General features: G+C 39.3%; 19 protein-coding genes. 3 read left to right on the top strand and 16 right to left on the bottom strand.

Annotated features, from left to right (window positions below; translation table 11 throughout):
• Positions 1-131 precede the first annotated feature (131 nt).
• The 5 genes from WG932_RS01105 to WG932_RS01085 all read right to left on the bottom strand — a co-directional run bounded on the left by WG932_RS01105 (position 132) and on the right by WG932_RS01085 (position 5,802).
• Positions 132-641 (bottom strand): c-type cytochrome, encoded by a 510-nt coding sequence (locus WG932_RS01105; protein ID WP_483086631.1) that lies wholly within the window; start codon positions 639-641, stop codon positions 132-134.
• Positions 614-2,170 carry a hypothetical protein gene (locus WG932_RS01100; protein WP_483086630.1) on the bottom strand — a complete coding sequence of 519 codons (1,557 nt, stop codon included), beginning with the start codon at positions 2,168-2,170 and terminating at the stop codon, positions 614-616. Before WG932_RS01100 ends, WG932_RS01105 begins: the two co-directional genes overlap by 28 nt.
• 53 nt (positions 2,171-2,223) lie before the next feature.
• Positions 2,224-2,928, bottom strand: coding sequence for a DUF6797 domain-containing protein (locus tag WG932_RS01095; RefSeq protein WP_483086629.1), 705 nt, complete (start codon positions 2,926-2,928; stop codon positions 2,224-2,226).
• 321 nt (positions 2,929-3,249) lie between these two features.
• Complete coding sequence (locus WG932_RS01090) at positions 3,250-4,059, bottom strand: sugar phosphate isomerase/epimerase family protein (protein WP_483086628.1); 810 nt, start codon at positions 4,057-4,059, stop codon at positions 3,250-3,252.
• Positions 4,060-4,515: 456 nt separating this feature from the next.
• The gene (locus WG932_RS01085) at positions 4,516-5,802 is read right to left on the bottom strand and encodes a PQQ-dependent sugar dehydrogenase (protein WP_483086627.1); all 1,287 of its coding nucleotides are present in this window, start codon (positions 5,800-5,802) and stop codon (positions 4,516-4,518) included.
• A 226-nt stretch (positions 5,803-6,028) separates the two neighbouring features.
• Between WG932_RS01085 and WG932_RS01080 the strand changes: the two genes are divergently transcribed.
• Positions 6,029-9,049: a VCBS repeat-containing protein gene (locus WG932_RS01080; RefSeq protein WP_483086626.1), complete on the top strand. Its 3,021-nt coding sequence runs from the start codon at positions 6,029-6,031 to the stop codon at positions 9,047-9,049.
• Positions 9,019-9,393: a hypothetical protein gene (locus WG932_RS01075; protein ID WP_483086625.1), complete on the top strand. Its 375-nt coding sequence runs from the start codon at positions 9,019-9,021 to the stop codon at positions 9,391-9,393. The genes WG932_RS01080 and WG932_RS01075 overlap by 31 nt, the downstream gene beginning before the upstream one ends.
• A gap of 204 nt (positions 9,394-9,597) precedes the next feature.
• Here the strand turns inward: WG932_RS01075 and WG932_RS01070 are convergent, their stop codons facing one another.
• The 4 genes from WG932_RS01070 to WG932_RS01055 all read right to left on the bottom strand — a co-directional run bounded on the left by WG932_RS01070 (position 9,598) and on the right by WG932_RS01055 (position 14,532).
• Positions 9,598-9,993, bottom strand: a complete 396-nt coding sequence (locus WG932_RS01070; RefSeq protein WP_483086624.1) for a hypothetical protein — start codon at positions 9,991-9,993, stop codon at positions 9,598-9,600.
• Positions 9,993-11,426 (bottom strand): RagB/SusD family nutrient uptake outer membrane protein, encoded by a 1,434-nt coding sequence (locus WG932_RS01065; RefSeq protein WP_483086623.1) that lies wholly within the window; start codon positions 11,424-11,426, stop codon positions 9,993-9,995. Before WG932_RS01065 ends, WG932_RS01070 begins: the two co-directional genes overlap by 1 nt.
• An 8-nt stretch (positions 11,427-11,434) precedes the next feature.
• A complete protein-coding gene (locus WG932_RS01060; protein ID WP_483086622.1) occupies positions 11,435-13,597 on the bottom strand; it encodes a SusC/RagA family TonB-linked outer membrane protein in 2,163 nt (720 codons plus the stop codon).
• Between the two features lie 65 nt (positions 13,598-13,662).
• On the bottom strand, positions 13,663-14,532 hold the full coding sequence (locus WG932_RS01055; RefSeq protein WP_483086621.1) for a TonB-dependent receptor plug domain-containing protein: 870 nt from the start codon (positions 14,530-14,532) through the stop codon (positions 13,663-13,665).
• A 708-nt stretch (positions 14,533-15,240) separates the two neighbouring features.
• Between WG932_RS01055 and WG932_RS01050 the strand changes: the two genes are divergently transcribed.
• On the top strand, positions 15,241-15,489 hold the full coding sequence (locus WG932_RS01050; RefSeq protein ID WP_014021652.1) for a hypothetical protein: 249 nt from the start codon (positions 15,241-15,243) through the stop codon (positions 15,487-15,489).
• 209 nt (positions 15,490-15,698) lie between these two features.
• On the opposite strand, the gene WG932_RS01045 is transcribed toward WG932_RS01050, so the two are convergent.
• The 7 genes from WG932_RS01045 to WG932_RS01015 are packed head-to-tail and all read right to left on the bottom strand — an operon-like array spanning position 15,699 to position 23,054.
• Positions 15,699-17,471: an arylsulfatase gene (locus WG932_RS01045; RefSeq protein WP_483086620.1), complete on the bottom strand. Its 1,773-nt coding sequence runs from the start codon at positions 17,469-17,471 to the stop codon at positions 15,699-15,701.
• A gap of 28 nt (positions 17,472-17,499) precedes the next feature.
• Entirely contained in the window at positions 17,500-17,997 is a 498-nt protein-coding gene (locus WG932_RS01040) for a hypothetical protein (RefSeq protein ID WP_483086619.1), read from the bottom strand.
• Entirely contained in the window at positions 17,994-18,944 is a 951-nt protein-coding gene (locus tag WG932_RS01035; RefSeq protein ID WP_483086618.1) for a sulfatase-like hydrolase/transferase, read from the bottom strand. The genes WG932_RS01040 and WG932_RS01035 overlap by 4 nt, the downstream gene beginning before the upstream one ends.
• Positions 18,945-18,970: 26 nt before the next feature.
• On the bottom strand, positions 18,971-19,435 hold the full coding sequence (locus WG932_RS01030; RefSeq protein ID WP_483086617.1) for a sulfatase family protein: 465 nt from the start codon (positions 19,433-19,435) through the stop codon (positions 18,971-18,973).
• Positions 19,381-20,343, bottom strand: coding sequence for a sulfatase family protein (locus WG932_RS01025; protein WP_483086616.1), 963 nt, complete (start codon positions 20,341-20,343; stop codon positions 19,381-19,383). Before WG932_RS01025 ends, WG932_RS01030 begins: the two co-directional genes overlap by 55 nt.
• 24 nt (positions 20,344-20,367) lie before the next feature.
• A complete protein-coding gene (locus WG932_RS01020) occupies positions 20,368-21,759 on the bottom strand; it encodes a sulfatase-like hydrolase/transferase (RefSeq protein WP_483086615.1) in 1,392 nt (463 codons plus the stop codon).
• 38 nt (positions 21,760-21,797) lie between these two features.
• A complete protein-coding gene (locus WG932_RS01015; protein ID WP_483086614.1) occupies positions 21,798-23,054 on the bottom strand; it encodes a sulfatase-like hydrolase/transferase in 1,257 nt (418 codons plus the stop codon).
• Positions 23,055-23,084: the final 30 nt, after the last annotated feature.

Below are 23,084 nucleotides of genomic sequence, written 5' to 3'. Positions count from 1 at the left end.
AAAGTAACTGAGCTACTAAATTTATCATAAAAAAAAACGCACATAGTAAATTATGTGCGTTTTTTCCAATTAGATAATTTCTAAAAACTAGACTTGCTTTTCGCAATTTGTTTCGGCTAACCTAAAACTTTTTATTTTAAGGTTTTGAAATACAAGATAACAGATTCGATGTCCTGATCGGAAAGTAATCCCAGAAAGGAAGGCATCTCCCCTTCTCTGCCTTTTACAATCTTGGCACCCGGATCAACGATCGACTCTTTGATATAGGCATCGTCTGCGGTTGCAGTAGTACCATCTTTAAACTCCCTTTTGGCTCCATAAAGTCCTTTGACACTAGGACCAATTTTCCCGGCCACATTATCGTCAATTGCATGGCAGGCAATACATCCGTATTTCAAGAATATTTCTTTGCCTTTAATGGCATCTGCTGTTCCTTCTTCCTTGGTTGCCAATAAGGCCGGATCAAAGTTCTCTATCAAATCTGATGGGTTAAAGTCCCCAAATCCTTCTGCTTTTAACATGGGTTGGTTTACCTCATTTACTGTCATCCAAACCTTGTCTGACCATGAGGCACCTTTAGCAGTTTGTAAATCAAAGGCTACTTCCATTTGCATCACCACAGCAATATTTGGAACAACCAAAAAACTGCCTTTTTATCCTCCGACAACTGAGCCGCCAAAACAGGAAGATGTTCCTCCCCAACTGACCCATCCAATTGGTAATGTCCGGAACCGTATTTTTCCGTTCGCATATAATTCCATCTTTTGACTTGATAATTGGCCAAGTCTGTTGCGGTTTCTTCATCTAATTCTTGGCCAAACCTCAATAGGATTCCACCGTCTCTCACCTTGTAATCTTCAGGCAGCAAACTTTCTTTCCCGGTATACCTTAGCCTAAGTAAGGCACTTAACTCTTCTGAATTATGTCCCCATAAAGAGAAGCCGGCAAAATAAACCATCCCATCACCGGGGTTTACATCTCCCTTCATAGAAGGGGCAGGATAATTACCGGGAATAACAGAAGCACCCCCTTGTACAATATTGGACCCACTGTCTACTTTCACCACAAATAATCCTGGTCGGCCGTAAGACAGGTGAATCATTTGGTTATTTAATGGACCCATTTTGTCAGAAGTTACCCAAATTTGCCCTACTCCTGACCGATCTTCACTGTGGGGAATCCAAGTAATTGGAGGGGTGGTTTCAGGAATAGGCTCCCTGTGTGCAGTAGCAGGAACTCCAAAATAATCATCTTTTCTTATCAGCATTACCGGGGTAGATGGCATATAATGACCTTGCTGATCAGAACCTGTCAACCATCCTTTTTCAGGGTGTATTCCTAAATAAGGCCCCCTAAATCCTGTTGCAAACTGCTCTTTGCTCTTACCATCTGCGGAAATTTTATGTATGGAACCATCATCATTTGATGCTGACCTAAATCCCATTAGGGCTTTGGGTGAGGAAGCCTCAGGCCCCATATCTAAAGCTCCAAACTTGGCCACATAAAACCCTCCTTTTGGATCGGCCACCATGTCACTTGCCCATTCACGGGTTTCAATAGACTGCGCCATCACATTGGAAAAATTTTCGTAATAATCTGCTACGCCATCTTCATTTAAATCGTGAAGTTTGGTGATTCCATCTTTCCCATAAACATAAATCTCACCATTGACTACTTCAATACTTTGCGGTTCATACAGACCTGATGCCACCCTTGTCCATACAAGACGATCCAGTAACTCATTGATCCCTGCCACCTTCCAAACATCACCTTCAAATGTTACCATAGCGGCCTCGGAATCACTAAGAAAACTAATGTCAACCATTCTCACATTACGGTTCCAAGGATTAGGCACAGGTAAAGTCAATCGATCTGTAACAAAGGCTGCTGTATCAGGAGATATTTGGCCCTGAGTCAACACTTCTTCCTTCCAGTATGGATTGTTACCATTTTCAAAATCAGGAATTACTGTCAGTTCTTGGTTCAAAGCCCCGGCAAATTTATCCTTTTCAGTTTCCTCACCATTCCATAGTATCAATTCAAAATCTACAGTAGAAGTATGTGCAGCAACTTCAGCTATCAGATACCTGTTATCTTTAACAGAAAGGTTTACCTTTTCACTACCTTTAGCAAGGCCCATGGCTGTCACCTTGTCCCCATGGTAAACCATTACTTGGTCTCCTTCTTGTTCTACTTTACTAATATTAGTAATTTCAGCCGCTATTAAAAAGTTTTCTCTTCTGCTGGAGCCATGGCAAATCTCCTGCTGAATACAGACAACCCTTCATGGAGCCTACTACCCGGTAATTCATAAACAAGTGTTTCACCCACAGTATAGGAAAGAACAACCTTGTCATCTACTGGGTAAACACCTTCATACCTGCCAATTTCTGCAGGTATGGCACCCCATTTGGGACTATCTGGATGAGGAGATGGGTTTCGGGGATCCTTGACAGCTGCTTGCCCTATGGCCCAACCTGGATAAGTGCCTGTAGCCAATTTGGGATCACCTCCTATAGTAGGTATTTGGTTGCCTTTGTTATGAAACTCTGCATACGATACCTGTGCCATGGTTACCATTGGCATAAATTCACCTGTCCAAGCCACAGACCAACGCAACATATCTGTATCAAAACAAGCATACGAATCGTTCCCCAATTTTATAGCCAATACTCTACCAGAAATATTGTTTTCTGGGAACTCCTCTCCCAAACTCCTACCATCAAAAGAAGTAGTAATATAGGGAAAAGCAGGCTCTACAAATGGAGCAAAGCTCTGCTCTTCAAAGTTCACTGATGTTATCAAGTCCTCTTTCTCTGCTTCCCCACAGGCCGAAATCAATAATAATAATAAGGAAAGTGTACCGAAAATACCTTTAATTTTCGGCCGTTGAAAAAAATACGCAGCAACAGTCTCAGTATGTTTCATTTCTATAGTAAGCAATTTAGCTAATGGATTATAAAATTTAAGATTTAATAGGACCTGGCTTTTAATAAGGTCAATATCATTCAAAATGCTTTTCAATTATTCTTTCATTCCTGTGTTATGCATCGAATATCCCTTTGTGATAAGGTTATTTTACCGAATCTTATTTCACCAAGAATTAACCAGCGTTGAAATTACACTCAAAACTGCGAATAACAAAAAAATAGGTGTCAGCCTTGGTATTATATGGGTAATAAGCTCTAGCCTATTTAAGGGTAAACAGAATATAGAAAGTTCATTTTTTTAACCCGCTTCAGAGCAACATTAAATATGAAACCTGTTCTTTAACAAATTCATCATATAAACATTGATTTCCCATTGATTTGCCAGAGGTTTTTCCGAATAAGGGAATGTGGGCATATAAGGGTAAGGACCAAATTCAGTACAGATGGTTAAATCCCTATCACTATTCCTGTGCAGTTCAATTACTTTTCCCCACCAATTCAAATGAGCATCTAGTGCTGTTTCCCATTCCGGAGCTCTAGGATCATTTACCTGAGGCCCTTCTGCATGTCCTACTCTGCTGTGAATATGATCTGTTCTAGATATGGCTAGATCAACAATTTCTTTCTGGTCTTCTAGTAATGATTCATGGACATTGCACCAATTGGAGATGTCCAAGCAAATGCGTAGATTCGGAAGGCTTTCAAAATACTGTTTGGCGACAGGGGCTGCATACAAACACTTCCCTCGGTGGGTTTCATGGGTAATGGGAATCCCTGAATCTTTAGAAAGTCTTTCCGCCACTTGAAAGAGAGGTAAATTTTCCTCCAAGGCGAAATAATCTTTACCCGTTTGACAATTGATCAATACCGGGTTAGCAGCAATCAAATGTCTTAAATATTTTTCATACGAATTCAAATTTGCTTTTGGGTCTGTTTCAAAGGATTGATAATATTGTCCTACCAATTCTAAATCATGGTCCTTAAGTATTGCCAGCAAAAGATCCTTCTGTTTTGTCTCCTGCGGAAGGTCCATTTCTACCCCCTGGTATCCTGCTTCTTTCACTTGCTTACAGAAGCTTTCAAAAGCCAAGTTATTCCCCCATAATGGGGCATAAAATTTAATTGTCATCGTGTCTCTATGCTGATAATAAGTGTAGTGCAATTTATGATTTAATACAAAGCTTTAAAAAGGATAACTAATGAAAACCTAGCTTTCATTAAAAACAGTTATTAAGGATTTTTCGAATCCGCCCTTATTCAGGCTGAAAGGTGGCACGCCTTCGACTCGGATTCTGTAATAGGATTTCTCAGCCCTGACAATGGTCAGGAGTGAAGTCTGTCCTTTGTTTACTGGAAGCGTTGCAATGCAAGAAAATCAGACCAATCGGAGCTTTTAGTATACCACTGCTATGGTGAAATTAAAAGCAGCAACGACGTGGCTGATTTTGAAGCGATTTCAGCACATAATAGATTGGCTATTGCATATATCAAGTTCAATAGCAGGCCAATTCAAAAAAAGTAAAGGGAAATGTTAGTAAACATTTCCCTTTACTTTTTTAAAATAAAGCTATAAATTGGGCTAAATTTATTTTAGCGCCAAGGTATTGTCTTCTTTATAAAAAACACGCCAGATTTTTCCGGTAACAGAGTCAGAAATTATTACTGTACCATCAGGAGCCATTGCTAAACCTGTGGGTCTGTGTTTTGCGTCACTAGGTGCCTCTATTTCTTCCACACCTGCAAAGCCATCAGCAAAATCCTGTTCTTCTCCACTTGGTGAACCATTCTGGAAAGGTACCATGCTTACCTTATACCCTTTTTGTCCCAAAGGTGCTCTATTCCAAGAGCCATGGAAAGCAATAAGAGCAGCTCCTTTATACCGCTCAGGGAATTGATCTCCGGTATAAAACAATAAGTCATTGGGAGCCATATGCGCAGCAAATGTTGCAACAGGGGCCACTGTTCCTTCACACCTATCTGAACTTTGTTTGTCTCCTCCATATTCAGGAGCAGTCAACCTGATATTTTGTTTGCCGTCGTAATAACAATATGGCCATCCAAAATTTGCACCGTCACTCAATCTAAACATCTCTTCTGCAGGCTGTTCCACACTTTCTTCTGTTGTGTACATGTCAGGAAACAATCCGTTCAACATATCTCTCCCATGTTGTACAGCATACACATGTCCATCAAAAGGATTGAATTCAAGGGCTACAGCATTTCTAATTCCGGTAGAATACCTATAGCCATCCTCCAATTGAGTTTGACCTGTTTTTTCTGCATCAAAGCGCCACACGCCTGCATGTCTTTCCAATAGAGGGCATGGATCCATGGCAGGTGACCCCTTAGACCTGTCTTGTTCTTGACAAGCATTAGACGGAGCACCTATATTAACATACAAAAACCCTTCGTCATCAAAAGTAAAGGATTTGGCAGCATGTGAAGTTTGCACCGGAAGTCCGGAGACGATGGTGTCAGGAGACGCGGCATTGTCAGGAATTAAGGAGTCCCCGGTAAAGGAAAATCGAAAAACAGTACTGTCATTAGAAGCATAAAGGTTTCCATTGTAAAAAGCCATACCTGTACCTCCAAAATCACCAAAATACTTTATTTCATCTGCTCTTCCATCTCCATCAGTATCTCTAAGCGCTGCAATTCCTCCTTGCTCATTGGCTTCTCTGAGGTTAACATAAATGTCACCGTTTTCCCTTACAGCCAAATGCCTTGCCCTACCTAGGTCTTCAGCAATAACATAGGATTGAAAACCTGAAGGAAGATCCAAGCCTCCCTGGTCTTCATCTGCTGTGAGGTGGGGTATCTGTTTCAGTTTCCGACTCCGACGAACTTCCACAACCGTAAAGCAAGCCTCCACAAACTAAGGCTACTGATAGGAATTTTAACTTTGAATAATTCATGTTTAATTATGGTTTTTAGTAGGTTGAAGTATAAATATACCCCAATACATCAGTAGCTCCAAATCTTGCACCTATTAATTCAGCTATTTACCCCCCAAATAAAAAGCCAATGTTAATGATTTAGGCCAAGCAAAAACCCTATATTGCCAGTCATAAAGTTGCCGTAAGCAAATATTAGTTTGAATGAAAAATCCTTCATTTTTATCGACACCCTATTCTTTGTTTTTATTTCTTATGCTCTGTCTTGCTTGTCAGGAAAACAAAAGGTTTACTAAATTAAGTCCTGATGAAACGGGAGTGGATTTTGAAAATGGTCTTATTGAGGACGAATTTTTTAATATTCTTACCTATGAATATTTTTACAATGGTGCCGGTGTAGCTGTGGCAGACTTCAACAACGATGGCCTAGATGACTTGGTCTTTACTTCCAATATGGGTAATTGTGAGATTTTTTCCAATGAGGGTGATTTTTCTTTTGTCAATCGAACAGAATCTTCCGGTATTTCCACCAAGGGAAAATGGGCTACAGGAGTATCAATAGTGGATATTAACCAAGATGGATTGAGAGACATCTACCTCTGTTTTTCCGGACCCTATGGCGCAATCCAAAGAAAAAATGAGTTGTACATCAATTTGGGAGATTTTAAATTTTTAGAAAAAGCTGCTGATTATGGACTGGATGACTCAGGATTTAGTACCCAAGCAGCCTTTTTTGATTTTGACAGGGATGGTGATCTGGACATGTACTTAATGAATAATATGACAGACGAGACCGGCCCCAACATCATTCGGCCTAAAAGAGTCAATGGAGAAATGTTAAATACCGATAAATTATATCAAAACAACGGTAATCTAACTTTTTCCGATGTGTCAAAAGAAAGTGGAATCACCATTGAAGGATATGGTCTGGGATTGGCAATTGCCGACATAAATGGAGATTTATGGCCGGACATATTTATAAGTAATGATTACTTGTCGAATGATATTTTATACCTGAACCAGAAAGATGGAACTTTCAAAAATATTGCGGAAAAGGTATTCCCACACACCAGTTATTCCGCCATGGGAAACGATATTTCCGATATAAACAATGACGGCATGCCGGATTTTATAGAAGTAGACATGTTGCCAAATAAAAACTATCGACAAAAACTTATGTTTGGGAAGACAGGCCATGACAGATTTACCTCTGAAATAAAGACCGGGTATGAACCTCAGTTTATGCGGAACACTCTTCAGCTTAATCGGGGCTATTCTAAGGACTCCTTACCTAGGTTTTCAGACATTAGCTTTATGGCAGGTGTAGCAGCCACCGATTGGAGCTGGGCTCCTTTATGGGCGGATTGGAACAATGATGGTTGGAAAGATTTGTTCATTACAAATGGTTATCCGCGTGACATCACCAATCGGGATTTTGTAGACTACAGGTCCAATTTTGCTACGTTAAATAGCCTTGAAATATTTGAAAAATTAAAACCTCTCAAAGGCGCTCACCTTGGCAATTTTATGTTTCAAAACAACCAAGACCTCACCTTTAATGATGTATCAGAAACCTGGGGTTTTGAAATGCCGAGTTATTCCAGCGGTTTGACGTTTTCAGACCTGAATAACGACGGTCAACTAGATCTTGTAATTAATAATACCTACAGTAAAGCTTCTATTTATAAGAATAACGGCCAGAAAGATGAAAATAACCATTTCCTGCAAATTAAACTTACCGGAAAAAAGGGAAATTTTCAGGCCTTAGGTACCAAAGTCAATCTTTACAGTAATGGACAATCTCAATACTATGAACATTTCCTTACCAGAGGCTACCAATCTTCCGTTAGTGAAACCATTCATTTTGGATTGGGTCAAAAGCATACTGTTGACTCCCTTTTGATCCAATGGCCGGATGGCAACCAACAAAAATTATTCACCATCTCGGCCAATCAAGTCCTCAATATTAATTATAATCCTGAGCCAAGTAATGCAAGGCAAAAAAAGGCAAACAACCTCCACGTCAAAATAGGACAAGGACCTACCAAACCTCTTCCGGTATTCGAGCATCGAGAGTTGTATTACGCAGATTTCAACCTTCAACCATTATTGCCCCACAAGCATTCACAGTTGGGGCCGGGAATAGCTGTTGGAGATATCAATGGAGATAAGAAGGAAGATTTGTACATTGGTGGTGCCTATGGCCAATCGGGAAAGTTATTTTTTAATAATGGAACCGAAGGATTTGACACCCTTACTTTTTCAAGAGACAATTCTCAATATGAAGACATGGGTGCCCTGTTTTTTGATGCTGATTCGGATGGAGATCAGGACCTATACATTGCATCAGGAGGAAACGAATTTGAAGTAGGCTCCAAGTATTATAAGGATCGTTTATACATCAATGATGGTAAGGGGAATTTCGCCCTAGACTCCCTAGCACTGCCTGAAATTTTCGCTAGTAGTTCAACAGTGGTCGGAGCAGATTTTGATAAAGATGGGGATTTAGATCTTTTTATTGGTGGAAGATTGACTCCCAATTTCTATCCTAAAGCGGGAAGATCTCAGTTGCTTCAAAATAATAAGGGACATTTCACTGAAAAAACTGATGAGATTGCGCTGGGGTTAAAAAATATAGGCATGGTCACTTCGGCCTTATGGACAGATTATAATCAAGACAATTGGCTTGATTTGATTGTTGTTGGTGAGTGGATGGAAATTAAAATATTTGAGAATCAAAAAGGCCGGTTGGTTTTAAGGGAAAACATTCCCGGTTTGGAAGAAAGTTCAGGCTGGTGGAATAGTATAGCCGGAGCTGACATCAACCAAGATGGTCGAACCGATTATATTATTGGAAACCTAGGTTTAAATAGCAGGTACAAAAGTAGTGTAGCCAATCCACTTCGGATTCATTGGGCCGATTTCGATAAGAATGGAAAAAGTGAGTCCATAATTTCCTTTGTTGAAGAGGGAAAAAGGTATCCGATGCACCCTAGGGATGACATTTTCCAACAAATCCCTTCCTTAAAGAAAAAATTCAATGATTACCATAGCTATGCACAAGCTACATTGACTACATTATTGGGACAAGCATACCTTGATAGTACTGCGAATAAGCTTGAGGCTATGACTTTTTCTTCTGTCCTTTTATTAAACAAAGGAGAGGAAGGATTTGACAAAATACCCTCCCCCAATTGGCACAAGTCTCGCCAGTATTTGGTATAGACGTAGGGGATTTTGATGGAAATGGTCGGATGGAAATTTTACTGGCCGGCAATTTTCACCAAGCAGAGGTAATAACAGGTGAATATGATGCCGGCTATGGATTACAGCTGGAATATACTGAAAATGGAACTTTCCAAATAAAAAATCAAACGCTTCATTTGAGTGGGGATGTGAGAAGTTTAGCTCCGGTTTTTATAGGAGAAGAAAAAGGATTATTCCATTTAGCAGCTAAAAACGACCAACCTTCGCAATGGCTAAGCTTACCCGGCAAATCAAACCGAGCCCCTTACCAGAAGTCGATGACTCAAAAAAAGCAATCTTATTTTTTAAAAATGGAAAAATAAGATTAGTAGAATTTTACCATGGCTCAGGCTACTTGAGCCAAGGAGCCAACCATATTTTTGCTGAGCAAGGTCTTGAAAAAGTTATGTATTTTGATGCCCATGGTAAAGCCATAAAAACAATACAATTCTAGTCATTGGCCTAAAAAAAGTACCTCCATTGTAATGAAGGTACTTTAAAGGTTATCATTTTATCTTTCAATCAGTTTACCTTGGAAAAATAACGGACTTCGAATCTATTCTGATTTTCACCTTTAAATAAAGGCTTTTTTCCGCTCTTAATACCATGTTTTCATCATTAATGGAGAGGATTTCATAAATACTGACAAGGTTACCCTTTTCATCATAGTAATTAAGATGCTTTTCATCAATGGTATATTTGTTTCGAATAGAGGAATTTACTGCACTGGTGATGGCTTCACCAGTGGGTAAATAAGTATATCGCTCATCTTGATGCCAACCATCACTGGAAAAATTGAATTGATTATAATGATAATAAGCTGAATCCAATTTCCATTCCCCAATGATTTTCTGTTTCGTATTGGAACTACAAGACATTAGCAAAGCCAAAACAAATACAAATAACACTCTCCAAATAGCCATTAATATTCGGGATTTTGTGTCAACACTCCATTACTCAAATCAATTTCTCTTTGAGGAATTGCAAAAAGGTAATGTTTAGGTCTTTCAAAATTTCTTGGTGGTTTCAAAGGGCCCAAATCTTTTTTATAAATAGCTACTATATCTACAATATTGGCCTTGTCCCAACGGATAAGATCTTGATGCCTTTGATTTTCCCCCGCCAACTCTACTCTTCGCTCATGTATTAAATCTTCCATCGTTGCATTGGAAAGAAGCTCTCTACCGGCTCGCTGTCTTACTTCATTGATTTCAGCATCGCCATTTTGGCCGGACCTAATTTTGGCTTCAGCTACCAAAAGCAATACATCTGCTGTCCTAAGTATAGGGTTATTATGGCTCATATTTAACCCTCCTTGAGGATTCCATGAGGAATATTTTCTGAAATGATAGCCAGTGGAAGAAAGATCTGCTGTATACTCCGTTAAGCCATTGTCACCTCCCAGGTCCACCATATCCCCGGGTTTGTAAACGGTATAGTCTAGCCTTGGATCACCCTCTTCAAACTCCTCTATAAGGTCTTGTACAGGTTCATGAAAGTCCCAACCTCCCCAAGGCCTGGGAGTAGTATAGATGATATGTGTGTTGTCTTGCCATCCTTGAAGACTTTGTATAGAAAATAATACTTCAGGATTATTTTGCGTTTCAACCCGGAAATTGTCTTGAAAATCATCTGCAAGAGGATATGGGCCGTCCAATACCATTTGCCCGTAGGTAATGGTTTTATCAAACTCTTCTTTGTATAGGTACATTTTAGCCAATAATCCATTGGCCGCACCTTGATTAGGTCTACCCAAATCATCTGAACCATGAGTGGAAGGTAAAAGATCTGCCGCCTTCATCAGGTCTGATTCAATCTGGGCAAAGGTTTCTTCCAAGCTTGCCCTCGGTTTATTGTAATTGTTAGTTAGAACGTCCTCCTCTAAAATTAAAGGTATACCTCCATAAATTACGACAAATCTCCAGTACATAAAACCTCTAAGAAAATAGGCTTCACCTAAGGTTCTATCCTTAAGGGTTTGATCCATCGTAATCTCAGGAACATTTATTAAAACTGCATTTGCCCTTGAAATAACTTCATATTTATGCCTCCAGCTGTAATACAATTGCGGATTGCCGGCATCAAAGGTGAAGGATTCGATGGCTTGATCTTCCCCATGATCCCCTGCCCTGAATTGATCATCAGAAGGAATATCAAAAGTATGCTCTGCATGCCCGTAAAAGTCCTCCACTGTAAGTGGCTCATACATGGCATTGGCAGCTGCTACAGCATCCTCTCCATTTCTCCAAAACTGTGAGGAAGTAGATTGGCCATAAGGTGTCGTCTCTAGTATATTGTCATCACATGCTGTAGTAATAAATACCAGCAACAAAAGAAGTTGAATTATATTTTTCATAAGCTTTATTAGAAAGTTATTGTTGTACCGATGGTCCAGCTTCTGGATTGTGGATATTGCGCATAATCTACATTCAACTGTAAATTTCCATCCGTATAACCCAATTCCGGGTCCATGCCGGAGTAGCCCGTCAAGACAAATACATTTTGTCCGGTCACATAAAATCTTGCTTTGGAAATCCCCAACCTGCTTGTTAATGGATCAGGTAAAGTATACCCCAATACAACATTCTTTAACCTTAAGAAATCTCCTTTTTCCAAAAACAGGTCGGAAGTTCTATGGTTAAGGTTATCCCTTTTGGTAGTCATTCTTGGGATTTCATTGCTGGTTCCCTCACCATTCCATCGGTTGATTGTCTCAGCATACATATTAAAAGGATAAGTTGGATCTATCCCCTGCATCCTGTCAGCATTGTAAATATCAAAGCCAGCATTACCAAGAAAGAATAAACTAAAATCAAAATTCCCATATCCCAATTGAGCATTCAAACCATAAACAACTTTTGGGTGAGGGTTACCAATGATTTCTCTATCTTCTTCATCAATCAAACCATCTTCATTAAGGTCCAAAAACTTAACATCTCCCGGCTGAATCAATCCGGCATCTTTTCTTGGATCATTGGCAATATTGGAATCATTCTGGATTTCTTCTGCAGTTTGGTACAGACCATCAGCCCTCCACCCATAAAAACTGGCAATTGGAGACCCCTCATAGGTTCTGGACAACTCTTGGCTTGACCTACCATATAATCTCGATCCGATGAAATTCCCATCTACCAATTGGGTAACTTCATTCTGGATAAATGAAGCATTACCGCTAATACTATAGGTTAATTTTCCTTGTGTCTCTCTGAACAATACTTCCATTTCTAACCCCTTATTTCTAAGTTCTCCCAAGTTTTGATTTGGGATTTGAGCAGTGCCAATTGAACCAATGGTTGGTGGAGCAATGAGCATGTCTTTGGTATCTTTGATAAAGTAATTAAAGTTTGCCAATAGACGATTGTCCAAAAACCCTAAATCCAATCCAATATTCGTCATTTGAGCTGTCTCCCAAGTAATTCCGAGATTTGGAATCCTTGTTTGTGCAGCCCCCACTGTTTGGTTGCCACCAAACGAATACCTTCTACCCGAGCTGATTAATGCCAAGTACTGTAAACCTGGAACATTTTGATTTCCTAGACTTCCCCAACCTCCTGTTAGCTTCATATTGGAAATAAAACCTACATTTTTAAAGAATTCTTCCTCAGAGATTCTCCAACCTAAGGAAAATGCCGGAAAGTAACCCCAACGGTTACCCGAAGCAAATTTAGATGAGCCATCACTTCTGAAAGTTGCTGTTAGCAAATAACGTTCATCATAATTGTAAGTAGCCCTACCAAAGTATGAGGCCAATGCATCGTATGATTTTCCACCATCAATGCCGTACAAAGTCTGCCCCACGCTCAGGAATCTTTGGTCATAAGACTCATCCAGAAAATCTCTTTTACTGGCACTAAAGCCATCAGAATTGAAGGTTTGGGTGGTGTATCCTCCAACAAAATTGACTTTATGAAGCTCATTGAATGTCTTATCGTAAGACACAAAGTATTCTGCCAAAACAGAATAGTATTCATTGTAGCTCCTGGAAAGTGAATTCTGTGAGGTAGTTCTTATTTGGTCATTTACAATGATATTAAAATTATACCCATCATTAATGAAGCCATCAAGACCAAAATTTACACGAAATTTCAACCCTTCCATTAGCTCATATTCCGCATTTATATTTCCCAAAATTTTATGCGTTGTGCTATTATTGTCTTGGGTATCCTGAGTGAATATCGGGTTATTGATATCACCAAATTCCCCCGATATTTGAGAGGAGCTATAAGAACCATCAGGATACATGACAGGTAAGCCGGGATGGAAACGTATAGCGCTCCACAACACCCCAGTTTGCGCAGACAAGGTATTAGGACTTCTTTGGTTGATTGATACAAGTTGAAGGTTTTGACCAATTTTAAATTTCTCACTAAGCTTGTGATCAGAATTAAGTCTGAAACTCAAACGTCTGAAATCAGAATTGGTAATCATTCCTTCCTCTTTAAAGTATCCTCCGGCCATCATAAATGAAGAGTTATTGTTTCCTCCTCTGATAGTAAGGTCAACATTCTGTGTGGAACCTTGTCCCAAGAGTTCTTTCTGCCAGTCGGTCAGTTGAGTCTGATAGGCCGGATCTTCCCAGATGGGATTAATAGCTAAGCCATCATTGGTATACCTTTCTCTTTTAAAGTGGCTAAGGTCGGAGCGTCCAATACATCTATGGTTTTAATGGCATTTGAAACGCCCAAATATCCATTTACTTCAACTTTTAAGGGTTGATTAAAATCACCACGTTTTGTAGTCACAATCACCACCCCATTGGCCGCTCGTGTACCGTAAATCGCAGAAGCTGATGCATCCTTTAAAATCTCAATGGACTCAATATTATTTGGATTTACATCATTTAAACTGCCTCCGGGTACTCCATCTATAATGATTAATGGATCAGCATTATTAAGGGTACCTGTTCCTCTAATTCTAATGGAACCTTGGTCACCAGGTGCCCCGCCATTTCTCACTACATTTACACCTGCAGCCCTACCTTGAAGCGCTTGTGCTGCACCTGAAACAGGTAAATTCTCTAGATTATCCCCTTTAATGGAAGAAACTGCACCGGTTACATCGCGTTTTTCTTGCGTACCATATCCCACAACTAGGACTTCATTCAAAGAAGATTCTTCTTGAACCATTTGAATATTAAGAAAACTTTCATTTCCAATAGTTAGGGTTTGAGTTTCGTACCCGATAAATGAAATGATTAAAGTACCATTTTCAGGAACCTCTAAGTTGAAGTTACCATCGATATCAGAAACCGTACCTTGAGTGGTTCCTTCAATGGTGATCGTCGCACCGGGCAAAGGTTCTCCGGTTTCATCAACAATCTTACCTTTAATATCGGCTACCCAAAAACTATCAGGAGAGGCGGCATTCACCATTATTGGCTGAATTAAAAGCAAAAGTGTAAAGAGCTGAAAAACCAACATGATTCTTCGGTGGTTTTTCTTTTTTAGAATAGTTTTTCTCATAGGGTACGGATTAAGTGTTATATTGAAATATTGATTTATTAAAATTTACTATTTTATTATAATATAAATACGTAAAAACACTAATTAAAAACTATACTATTCTACTATTAACCAAATTTATTTTTTGTTCGATTTATTTTAAAAACACTATTCACCCTTTTAAACCAAACGGTATTTGCTCACTTAGTATGGGAGACCCCTAAACCCCTTAGTTCAAATCTGCTTTAAAACTAAGTATTCTTTTTAAAAACAAAATTGATTTATTTTTTAATCTGAAAACAGAAAACTAAATTTTTATAAATTTACAATTATCTCTATTTTATTTGTTAAAATAATATTAATAAAACATTATTTAAAAATCATTTAATCCCTTTAGTTTTTTTCAAAACCTATAAAAAATCAAATGAAATCTTGTTTACTTTAAATAAAACTCAACTAAAACCTTTCGATTCTCAAAATTTAGAATAATCTTCTAATGAAAGTCCTTGAGTAATCTTCAGTCCCATATCCCTGAACCATATTATTAGAAATTTGCATGAACGTTTTCAAAATTATTTTTCTATTGTCCGAAATTGAATGAACTAACTTTCAACTATATAGCAGGCTATTTTTAACCGATCTAAATACAAATAGCTGATTATCAGCTATTTAAATTCATTCTAATCGAATGGTATCGTAGTTTTGTTTCATAACTAAAACCAAAACATTATGTCTATTAGATTAGCGAGTAACTGCAATAATTGTGAGAATTTGAGTTCAAATGGCGTATGTAAAGTTCATGGTGTAAAAGTCAACGATAGCTATACATGTGACACCTTCGAAATGAAGGCGGCATTAAAGGATAACAGAAACTGTGACTCATGCCTAAGGTATGAAACAACAGATTGTGCCAACCCACAAAAAGCGGCTCCTGGAATGCTTTGTTCTCATTGGGCCCCGCAAAGTGCGAATGCATAAGATTATAAAAATTGTAAATCAAAAAGGGTCAGCAAGTAATTGCTGACCCTTTTTGATTTATTAAACTTAAGCAGCCTAAAAGCCCAAAGGAATTGAATCCGTAATATGCTGTAGACAAACTATTACTGCTGAAACCTTTCAAATGCAACCCTTATGAGGAATCCTATTTAATAATCGGATTAGAAAAACTACATCTTCACACCTTTAGTTTAATCTATCCGCTCAAATTCCACCCATAAAGGGAAAATACTTTTTCCTCCACTCATAAAATGAGGCGTGACACTTCCTATATATGCCTTTAAGGAAACATTTTTAAGTTCAATTGTATCAGTAGGCATATCGCTAATATGGGATTGAATAATTTGCGTATTGGTTTCCAGCATTACCTTTCCTTCCTTCTCTAAAGGTTCTATAAATTTGTACCTGATATTGTAATTTCCTTCAACAATTTGAACGTTCCAATAACCATAGACTTCCTGTTGAGTCCATATGCCTCTTTGTCCGGAAGCATCATTTCGGTTTAAAACAAGTGGGTTTTCATGGGATGTACCAATGATAGGCCGCTGTTCTTCTTTAAGATTTGGGGAGGTTGTTAATTCATTAACCAATAGATCCATGCTCTCTTTTAATTCTTTGGCCTTTTCAGGCTGTTGCTCAACCAAATTTTCGAGCTCATATGGGTCTTTTTCCAGATGAAACAATTCAAAATCTTTAGGACTAGCATTAAAGCTTGTATTTCCCACCAATTTATAAGGACCTTGCTGAATGGCTACATTGTCGTATAATTCCGGTAATTTTCGTGTCCAATAGAAAAATAGAGGTCGTTCTTCAAAAACTGTTTCAGATTTAACCTCCCCTTTTAATATCCTTGCGAAACTTTTTCCATCAATCTCCCTATTTTCCGGCAATTTCACTTGGCAAAGCTCAGCCAAAGTTGGCATTACGTCGATGTGTGCCAGGGTAGTATTCACTGCTTTATTAGTTGCTAGACCTTTAGGGTATTTGATTAGAAAGGGCACCTTTACCCCTCCACGGTAAACACTCCCTTTCTTACCTCTTAGGCCTGCCACATACCTGGACTGTTGCGGGCCGTTGTCTGTCATAAAGACAAAAATAGTATTATCAGCAATACCCAACTCATCCAACTTATTTATTAATTTCCCGATATTGTCATCAATATTGGAAACCATGGCGTATACTTTTCTTGCATCTTCTTTGTCCTTTTCACTCATCTTTGGAAAAGGCATCCCTTGACTTTCAAAACCTAAAGATGGATCAATGTCCTTGTATTTTTCATAATATTTATCCGGCACCTGCAAAGGGGTATGTGGGGCATTAAATGACAAGTACAGAAAAAACGGTTGATCTTTACTTTGCTTTTCTACAAAGTGGATGGCCTCATCGGTAAATATATCCGAACAATAGCCAAGAAAAGATTTCTGTTTACCGTTGTACCAAAGCGTAGGGTCAAAATAACTTCGGTCCATTTTAAAATAGGTTGTAAAATCACCCGGCTGACCCATTCCTCCTGACAAATGAATTAAAGATTCATCAAACCCCTGATCTCCCGGTCGAAAAGGATAATTGTCTCCTAAATGCCATTTTCCGAAAATACCCGTTGCATAGCCCGCATCTTTAAGCATTTCTGCCAAAGTAATTTCTTCCGTAGCCATGGTGGCTCCACCGTTATAGGTATCTCTCACTCCCGTTCTAAGAGAATACCGTCCGGTCATCAAACTAGACCTGGTAGGAGCACATACCGGAGAAACATAAAAATTATTCAACCGAATGCTTTCTTCTGCTAATTGGTCTAATTGTGGGGTTTGAACATGAGGGTTACCCGTAAACCCAAAGTCTCCATAACCCTGATCATCTGTAATAATTAGGATAACATTGGGTGGCTGTTCTTTAGCTTGATATGCATCCACCTCTATGGATTGAAAACATAAAATAAAGGTGAAAATAAAAAAGAAAGCTTTCATGTTAGGTCTATCTTGGGTGATTGATACGTTATTTTGGATATTTTTCAAGTTGATTTTCCACCGGAACAATGCTCGCTTGGTGTGCTGCCAACACCTCTCTGATCTCAGCAATAATCTCCGGATGGTCTTCTGCAATATTAAATCGTTCCCCAGGATCAACATTTACATTATATAATAAAGGCGTTTCTAAAACAGTCGCTTTATTCTCAACAACCACTTCAGGCCGAGTTACCGGATGTGCAGTAGGGTTACCATATTCTAGCTGTGTAATAAAGTGAGCTTTGTAATCTCCTTTTCTGATAGCATATACTCTTTGACCCCGATAATAAAACACCGTTTCTCTTTCACTTTTACCTGTTCCCTTCAGTAATCCCGAAATGTCATAACCGTCATAAATCCTGTCATCCGGCAATTCAGTTCCTGATATGGCACAAAATGTTGGTAACAAGTCCATTGTAGTTCCCATATCCATCACCACCCCCGGTTTGATTTGAGCAGGCCACCAAAAGACAGTAGGCTCTCTCATCCCCCTTCGAAGGTCCCTCCTTTGGCTCCTCTTAGTAAGCCGGCTGTTCCACCATGTGTTTTAAACACATGCCAAGGTCCATTGTCAGAGGTGAAGACCACCAAGGTATTCTCTGCAATTCCTTCCTCTTTCAAGGTGGAAAGAATTTGACCGACAGACCAATCAATTTCTTCAATCACATCTCCATATATTCCCCCAAGAGACTGATCTTTAAATGCTGCAGACCTGAACAAAGGTATGTGAGGCAGGTTGTGGGCCAAATAGATAAAGAATGGTTCGTCTTTGAAAGCTTGGATTTTAGATACGGCTTCTTCTGTATATCTTTTTGTAAGGGTTCGTTGGTCTGTTGGCCTTTCAGCAATTTCCGCGTCCTTCATCAAAGGAACATTATAGGCATCAAACTTTTCATTATCGGTCAAGGTAAAATGATCCGTTTTGTCGATCTTATCCATATCATTGGAGTAAGGTATACCAAAATAACTATCAAAACCATGATCTGTAGGTAGGTAAGGTGACTTATGCCCCAAGTGCCATTTTCCAATTGCCGCAGTTTGGTAGCCATTTCCCTTTAGAGCTTTAGCAATTGTAATTTCTGATTGAGGCAGTCCACCATCTGAATCCGGAAAAAGCACCCTTCTATCATCACTACTCATCCCTGATCGGATTGGCAACCTTCCGGTAAGTAGACCTGCCCTACTAGGTGTACAAACTGGGGCAGCAACATAAAAATTGGTCCACTTCTGCCCCTCAAAGGCCATTTTATCCAAATTGGGAGTCTTTATGGATGGATGACCAAATACACCTAGGTCTCCATATCCCAAATCATCTGCAAAAATCACAATTATATTGGGTTTTTCTCCACCCTGTCTTGCCTCCGCTGTTGTAACAAAAAAACCTATACAACTGATAAACAAGCCTAAGGCTATTCCGGGGTTAATTAATTTCATTTTTTTGAACTTATATTTAATAAAAACTATAATATGCTATTCAGGTTTTTGCCAAGGAACTTTGCCCCTTCCTGAATATAAGACATTAAATAAGCATTTAATTTTTGAAAAACCTCCTTATTTTCCAATATAATATTATTCTTCTCGTAGGGGTCTTCTTTAAGATTATATAGCTCCATAGGTTGGAAAGGGCTGTTTTGCAGTAATTTCCAATCACCTAAACGTAAGGCATGATACGCTTTTCCTCCATACCTTGTTCCTCCCTCCCTTCTTACAAAATACAAAGGTCTTGCTTCTTCCTTCATGGTTTGCCCCAATAGTGTAGGAAGAAAACTTCTTCCATTGATAGCATGATCCAAATCAACCCCTGCAATTTCAGTAAGGGTAGGGAAAATATCCATGGATAAGTTCACCTGATCTGAAGTACTCCCTGCCTTTATTTTCGCGGGCCAAGAGATGGCTGTAGGCACACGTAAGCCTCCTTCGTACATGCTTTGCTTTCCGTCACGTAATAAACCGTTATTTGCCAAATCAGGAAGGGCCCCCCATTATCGCTAGTAAAAATAATCAGGGTGTTCTCATATTGACCGGTTTCTTTAAGCGCATTGATTACCTGTCCAATCCCATCATCCAAATGTTCAATAAACGCAATCAAATTGGCTCGTTTTTCAGGCAATCCCGGCTCCCTTTTATTCACTTTTTCAACCCATGATTTTGGAGGCTGAACAGGGAAATGCGGCGCATTGTATGCCAGATAAAGAAAAAATGGACGCTCTTCCTTTTCTCTTTCTTTAATATAATTTACCGACCATTGGGTAAATAAATCGGTGGCATGCCCCTTAGGGTCGATTATTTCTTCATTTAATCGCATGTAATTTTTCCCATGCCTTCTATGAGTCAAATAATCATCCATCATGTCTTCCAGCCAACCATGAAAATAGTCAAATCCATGGTCGTTGGGAAGATTAGGATGCATTAAACCAAGGTTCCATTTACCAATGTGTGCGGTATGATAGCCCCCTTTTTTAAGCATTGCCGGAAGCAATATTGTTTCCGGATTTAAATACCCCCAATTGTTGGCAGGATTTGACCTCACCAATCCGGGTACACCTACATGATCAGGGTATCGACCCGACATCAAGGAAGCCCTTGTTGGCGCACAAACCGGCGAATTGGTATAGAAATAATCAAATTGCATCCCATCATTTCTAATGGCATCAATATGGGGAGTTTGAATATCTTCTGTACCATAATAGGAGACGTCATGATACCCCTGATCATCAGTGAAAATAATTAAAATATTTGGCTTCTCGTTGTTCTTTATGGTTTGAGCATGCACAATTCCTAAACCTAACATCATACAAGTAAGGCCTAAGTTCTTCCATCCGGTAAACTTCATTATTTATATTTTAATTTTTAGTATTTAATTATTGTCCCATGAAAAACTTCTCCAGTCCAGCGCTTCTTCTACGATTTCTTCATGCAATTGAATCATTTCATTTTTCAAACTTTCAAATATTTCAGGATTCTCTGAGGATACATCCTTATTTTGCTTGGGATCATTTCTAAGGTTGTATAACCTAAAATTAATTAACTTAGTCTCTTTGATCATCCCAATATACGCTTCTTGAAACATATTTCCTCTGGGAATGTCTATTTCAGGATCGGCTATCAGATTCCAAGGCCCTTGCCTGATTACGGCAACAGGTCTGGAAGGAGGATAAAACCAGTATAAAGGCTTTTTACGCTCAAACTTGCCTGTCTTAAATAGGGAAAGTAAGCTAGTGCCGTCAATTACAATTTCAGGGTCAATTTTTACACTGACAATTTCCCTAATTGTCGGAAAAACATCTACCACCCCCGCAGGCCTGTTCTCTATGGATCCTTTTGCAATTACTCCCGCCCAACTAAAGATGCCCGGCACCCGTATGCCCCCTTCCCACAAAGTGGTTTTTCCTTTGGTCAATTCACCATTGCTGCCATGGGCTCCTCGGTAACTTCCATTATCCGACATAAATACAATTAAAGTTTCTTCTGTTAGCCCTTGAATTTCCAGTTCCTCTAAAATTCTACCAATGGCCTCATCCATATTTTCTATACTTCCATAGTAAGCAGGAAGGTTTGTATCCTTGTGTTCGGATAAAAATTTCTCGGGTGCAGCCACTTTTTGATGTGGTTCATGAAACCATAGGTTTATAAAAAATGGTTGGTTTTTTGGCCGCTTTTTAAGCCAACCTATGGCTTCATCTGCAAGGATATGAGAAGAAAAGCCTTCAAGCTCACCCAGGGCTTGGCCGTTGCGTACAAAATTAACCGGATTTTCATGGGAAGGAATGGCATTATTGCCGGTTGCAATCCAGTGATCAAATCCCTGATCTCCGGGATTTGGACCTGGGCCCGATGCTGCTTCCAGGTCATAACCTAGGTGCCATTTTCCTATATGGGCAGTAGCATATCCGGCCTTTTTTAATACTTCAGCTGTGGTAACTTCAGATTCAGCCAAATGCATTTTATGAGAAGTGTGAATCCAGCTATAGATTCCTGCCCTAACGGATGAACGCCCGGTCATTAATGCCGCCCTGGAGGGGGAACAAACTGCAGACCCTGCATAGAAATCAGTGAACCTTACTCCCCTTGCTGCAAGTTTGTCTAAATTGGGCGTATTTACCTGTGTGCTACCATAGCAACTTAAATCCCTATATCCCAAGTCATCTGCCAATAGCAATACAATATTGGGTAAATTTTTACTTTGAGCCAAGACCTCTTGATAAGAAGTAAATGCCATTACAAGTAAGATTATCAAATTACGTATCATTGAAAACATTTTTCGATTTGAACAATTGAAATACTATATTATATGGTCTTCATCTTTTCTACGGTTCCCATTTCTTTTTCCCATTCCCCCAGCTTTTCCAAAAGCTCCTTTAAAATGTCTGGGCTTTCCTTAGCAAGATTGCGTTTTTCCAATAAATCTTGGTCCAAATTCACTAATAGGGTATCTTGATCAGAAATAAGAAGTTTCCATTCTTGATTTCTGGCAACTAATTGGTTTCGGTATCTCCAAAATAGTAACCTTTCTTGAAGGGCTTGTCCCCTAAAAAGGTGGTCCGACAGGTCCACCCCATCAAACTTGAGCTCTTCCTGGAAATCTGCCCCGCTAATCTTAAGTAAAGTGGGCAAAATATCCATACTTAAAATTGTTTCGGCCGATTCTCCAGGTTTAATCTTCCCCTTCCAATAGGCAATTCCAGGCACCCTGTGACCTCCTTCCAAAAGGTTACCTTTACTTCCGCTTAGCTCTCCATTGTTTCCAAATACTTCCGCTCCATTGTCTGAAATAAACAAAACAAGGGTATTTTCTTCTATCCCTGATTCCCTCAAGGCATCCATGATATCTCCCACTCCTTCGTCCATAACTTCCACCATTTCATTGTATACTTCCAAGGTATCTTTTACCGGCCCATGATAGCTAAACTCCTTACCGGGAAACCTGTATCCCGGATCATTTCTCCCCTGAAATGGAACATGTGGGGCTTCCTGAGATACATACAGAAAGAATGGCTCTTTTTTATTTTGTTTTATAAAGTCCACTGCATGCTTGCTGATTAAATCAGTCACATATCCCTCCTCATAAATGCTATCCAAATTATGCCACCAATCATAGATTCCGGCATTGTCATAATGGGTATGGTAGTCAATGTTTCCACTTAAATATCCATAAAAGGTATCAAAACCATGGTGCACAGGGTTGTATTGCTTTTCATATCCCAAATGCCACTTTCCCATTATTCCAGTTTGATAACCAACCGATTGTAGCAACTTGGCAACAGTCAACTGACCAGTATCGAGGCCCACCTTTCTGGTTTCTCCTCTTACATATATTACACCCTCCATTCCTGCACGCTGCTGGTAATTACCGGTCATAAGTGCAGCCCGTGTGGGTGAACAAACGGGGGCATTGGAGTGGAAATCGGTAAAACGAATCCCATTTTCAGACAAATAATCAATATTAGGTGTTTTAAGTGTACTATCCCCATAAGCTCCTAGTCCTCCATAGCCTAAATCATCAGCTAAAATGACAATAAAATTCGGAGGAATATCCTGCTTCATCTCCAGCTTATTGCACGCCCCTAGGTATAG

Source organism: Cyclobacterium sp. SOCE241 (assembly GCF_056867545.1).
This window is presented reverse-complemented; position numbering and strand designations above follow the sequence as displayed.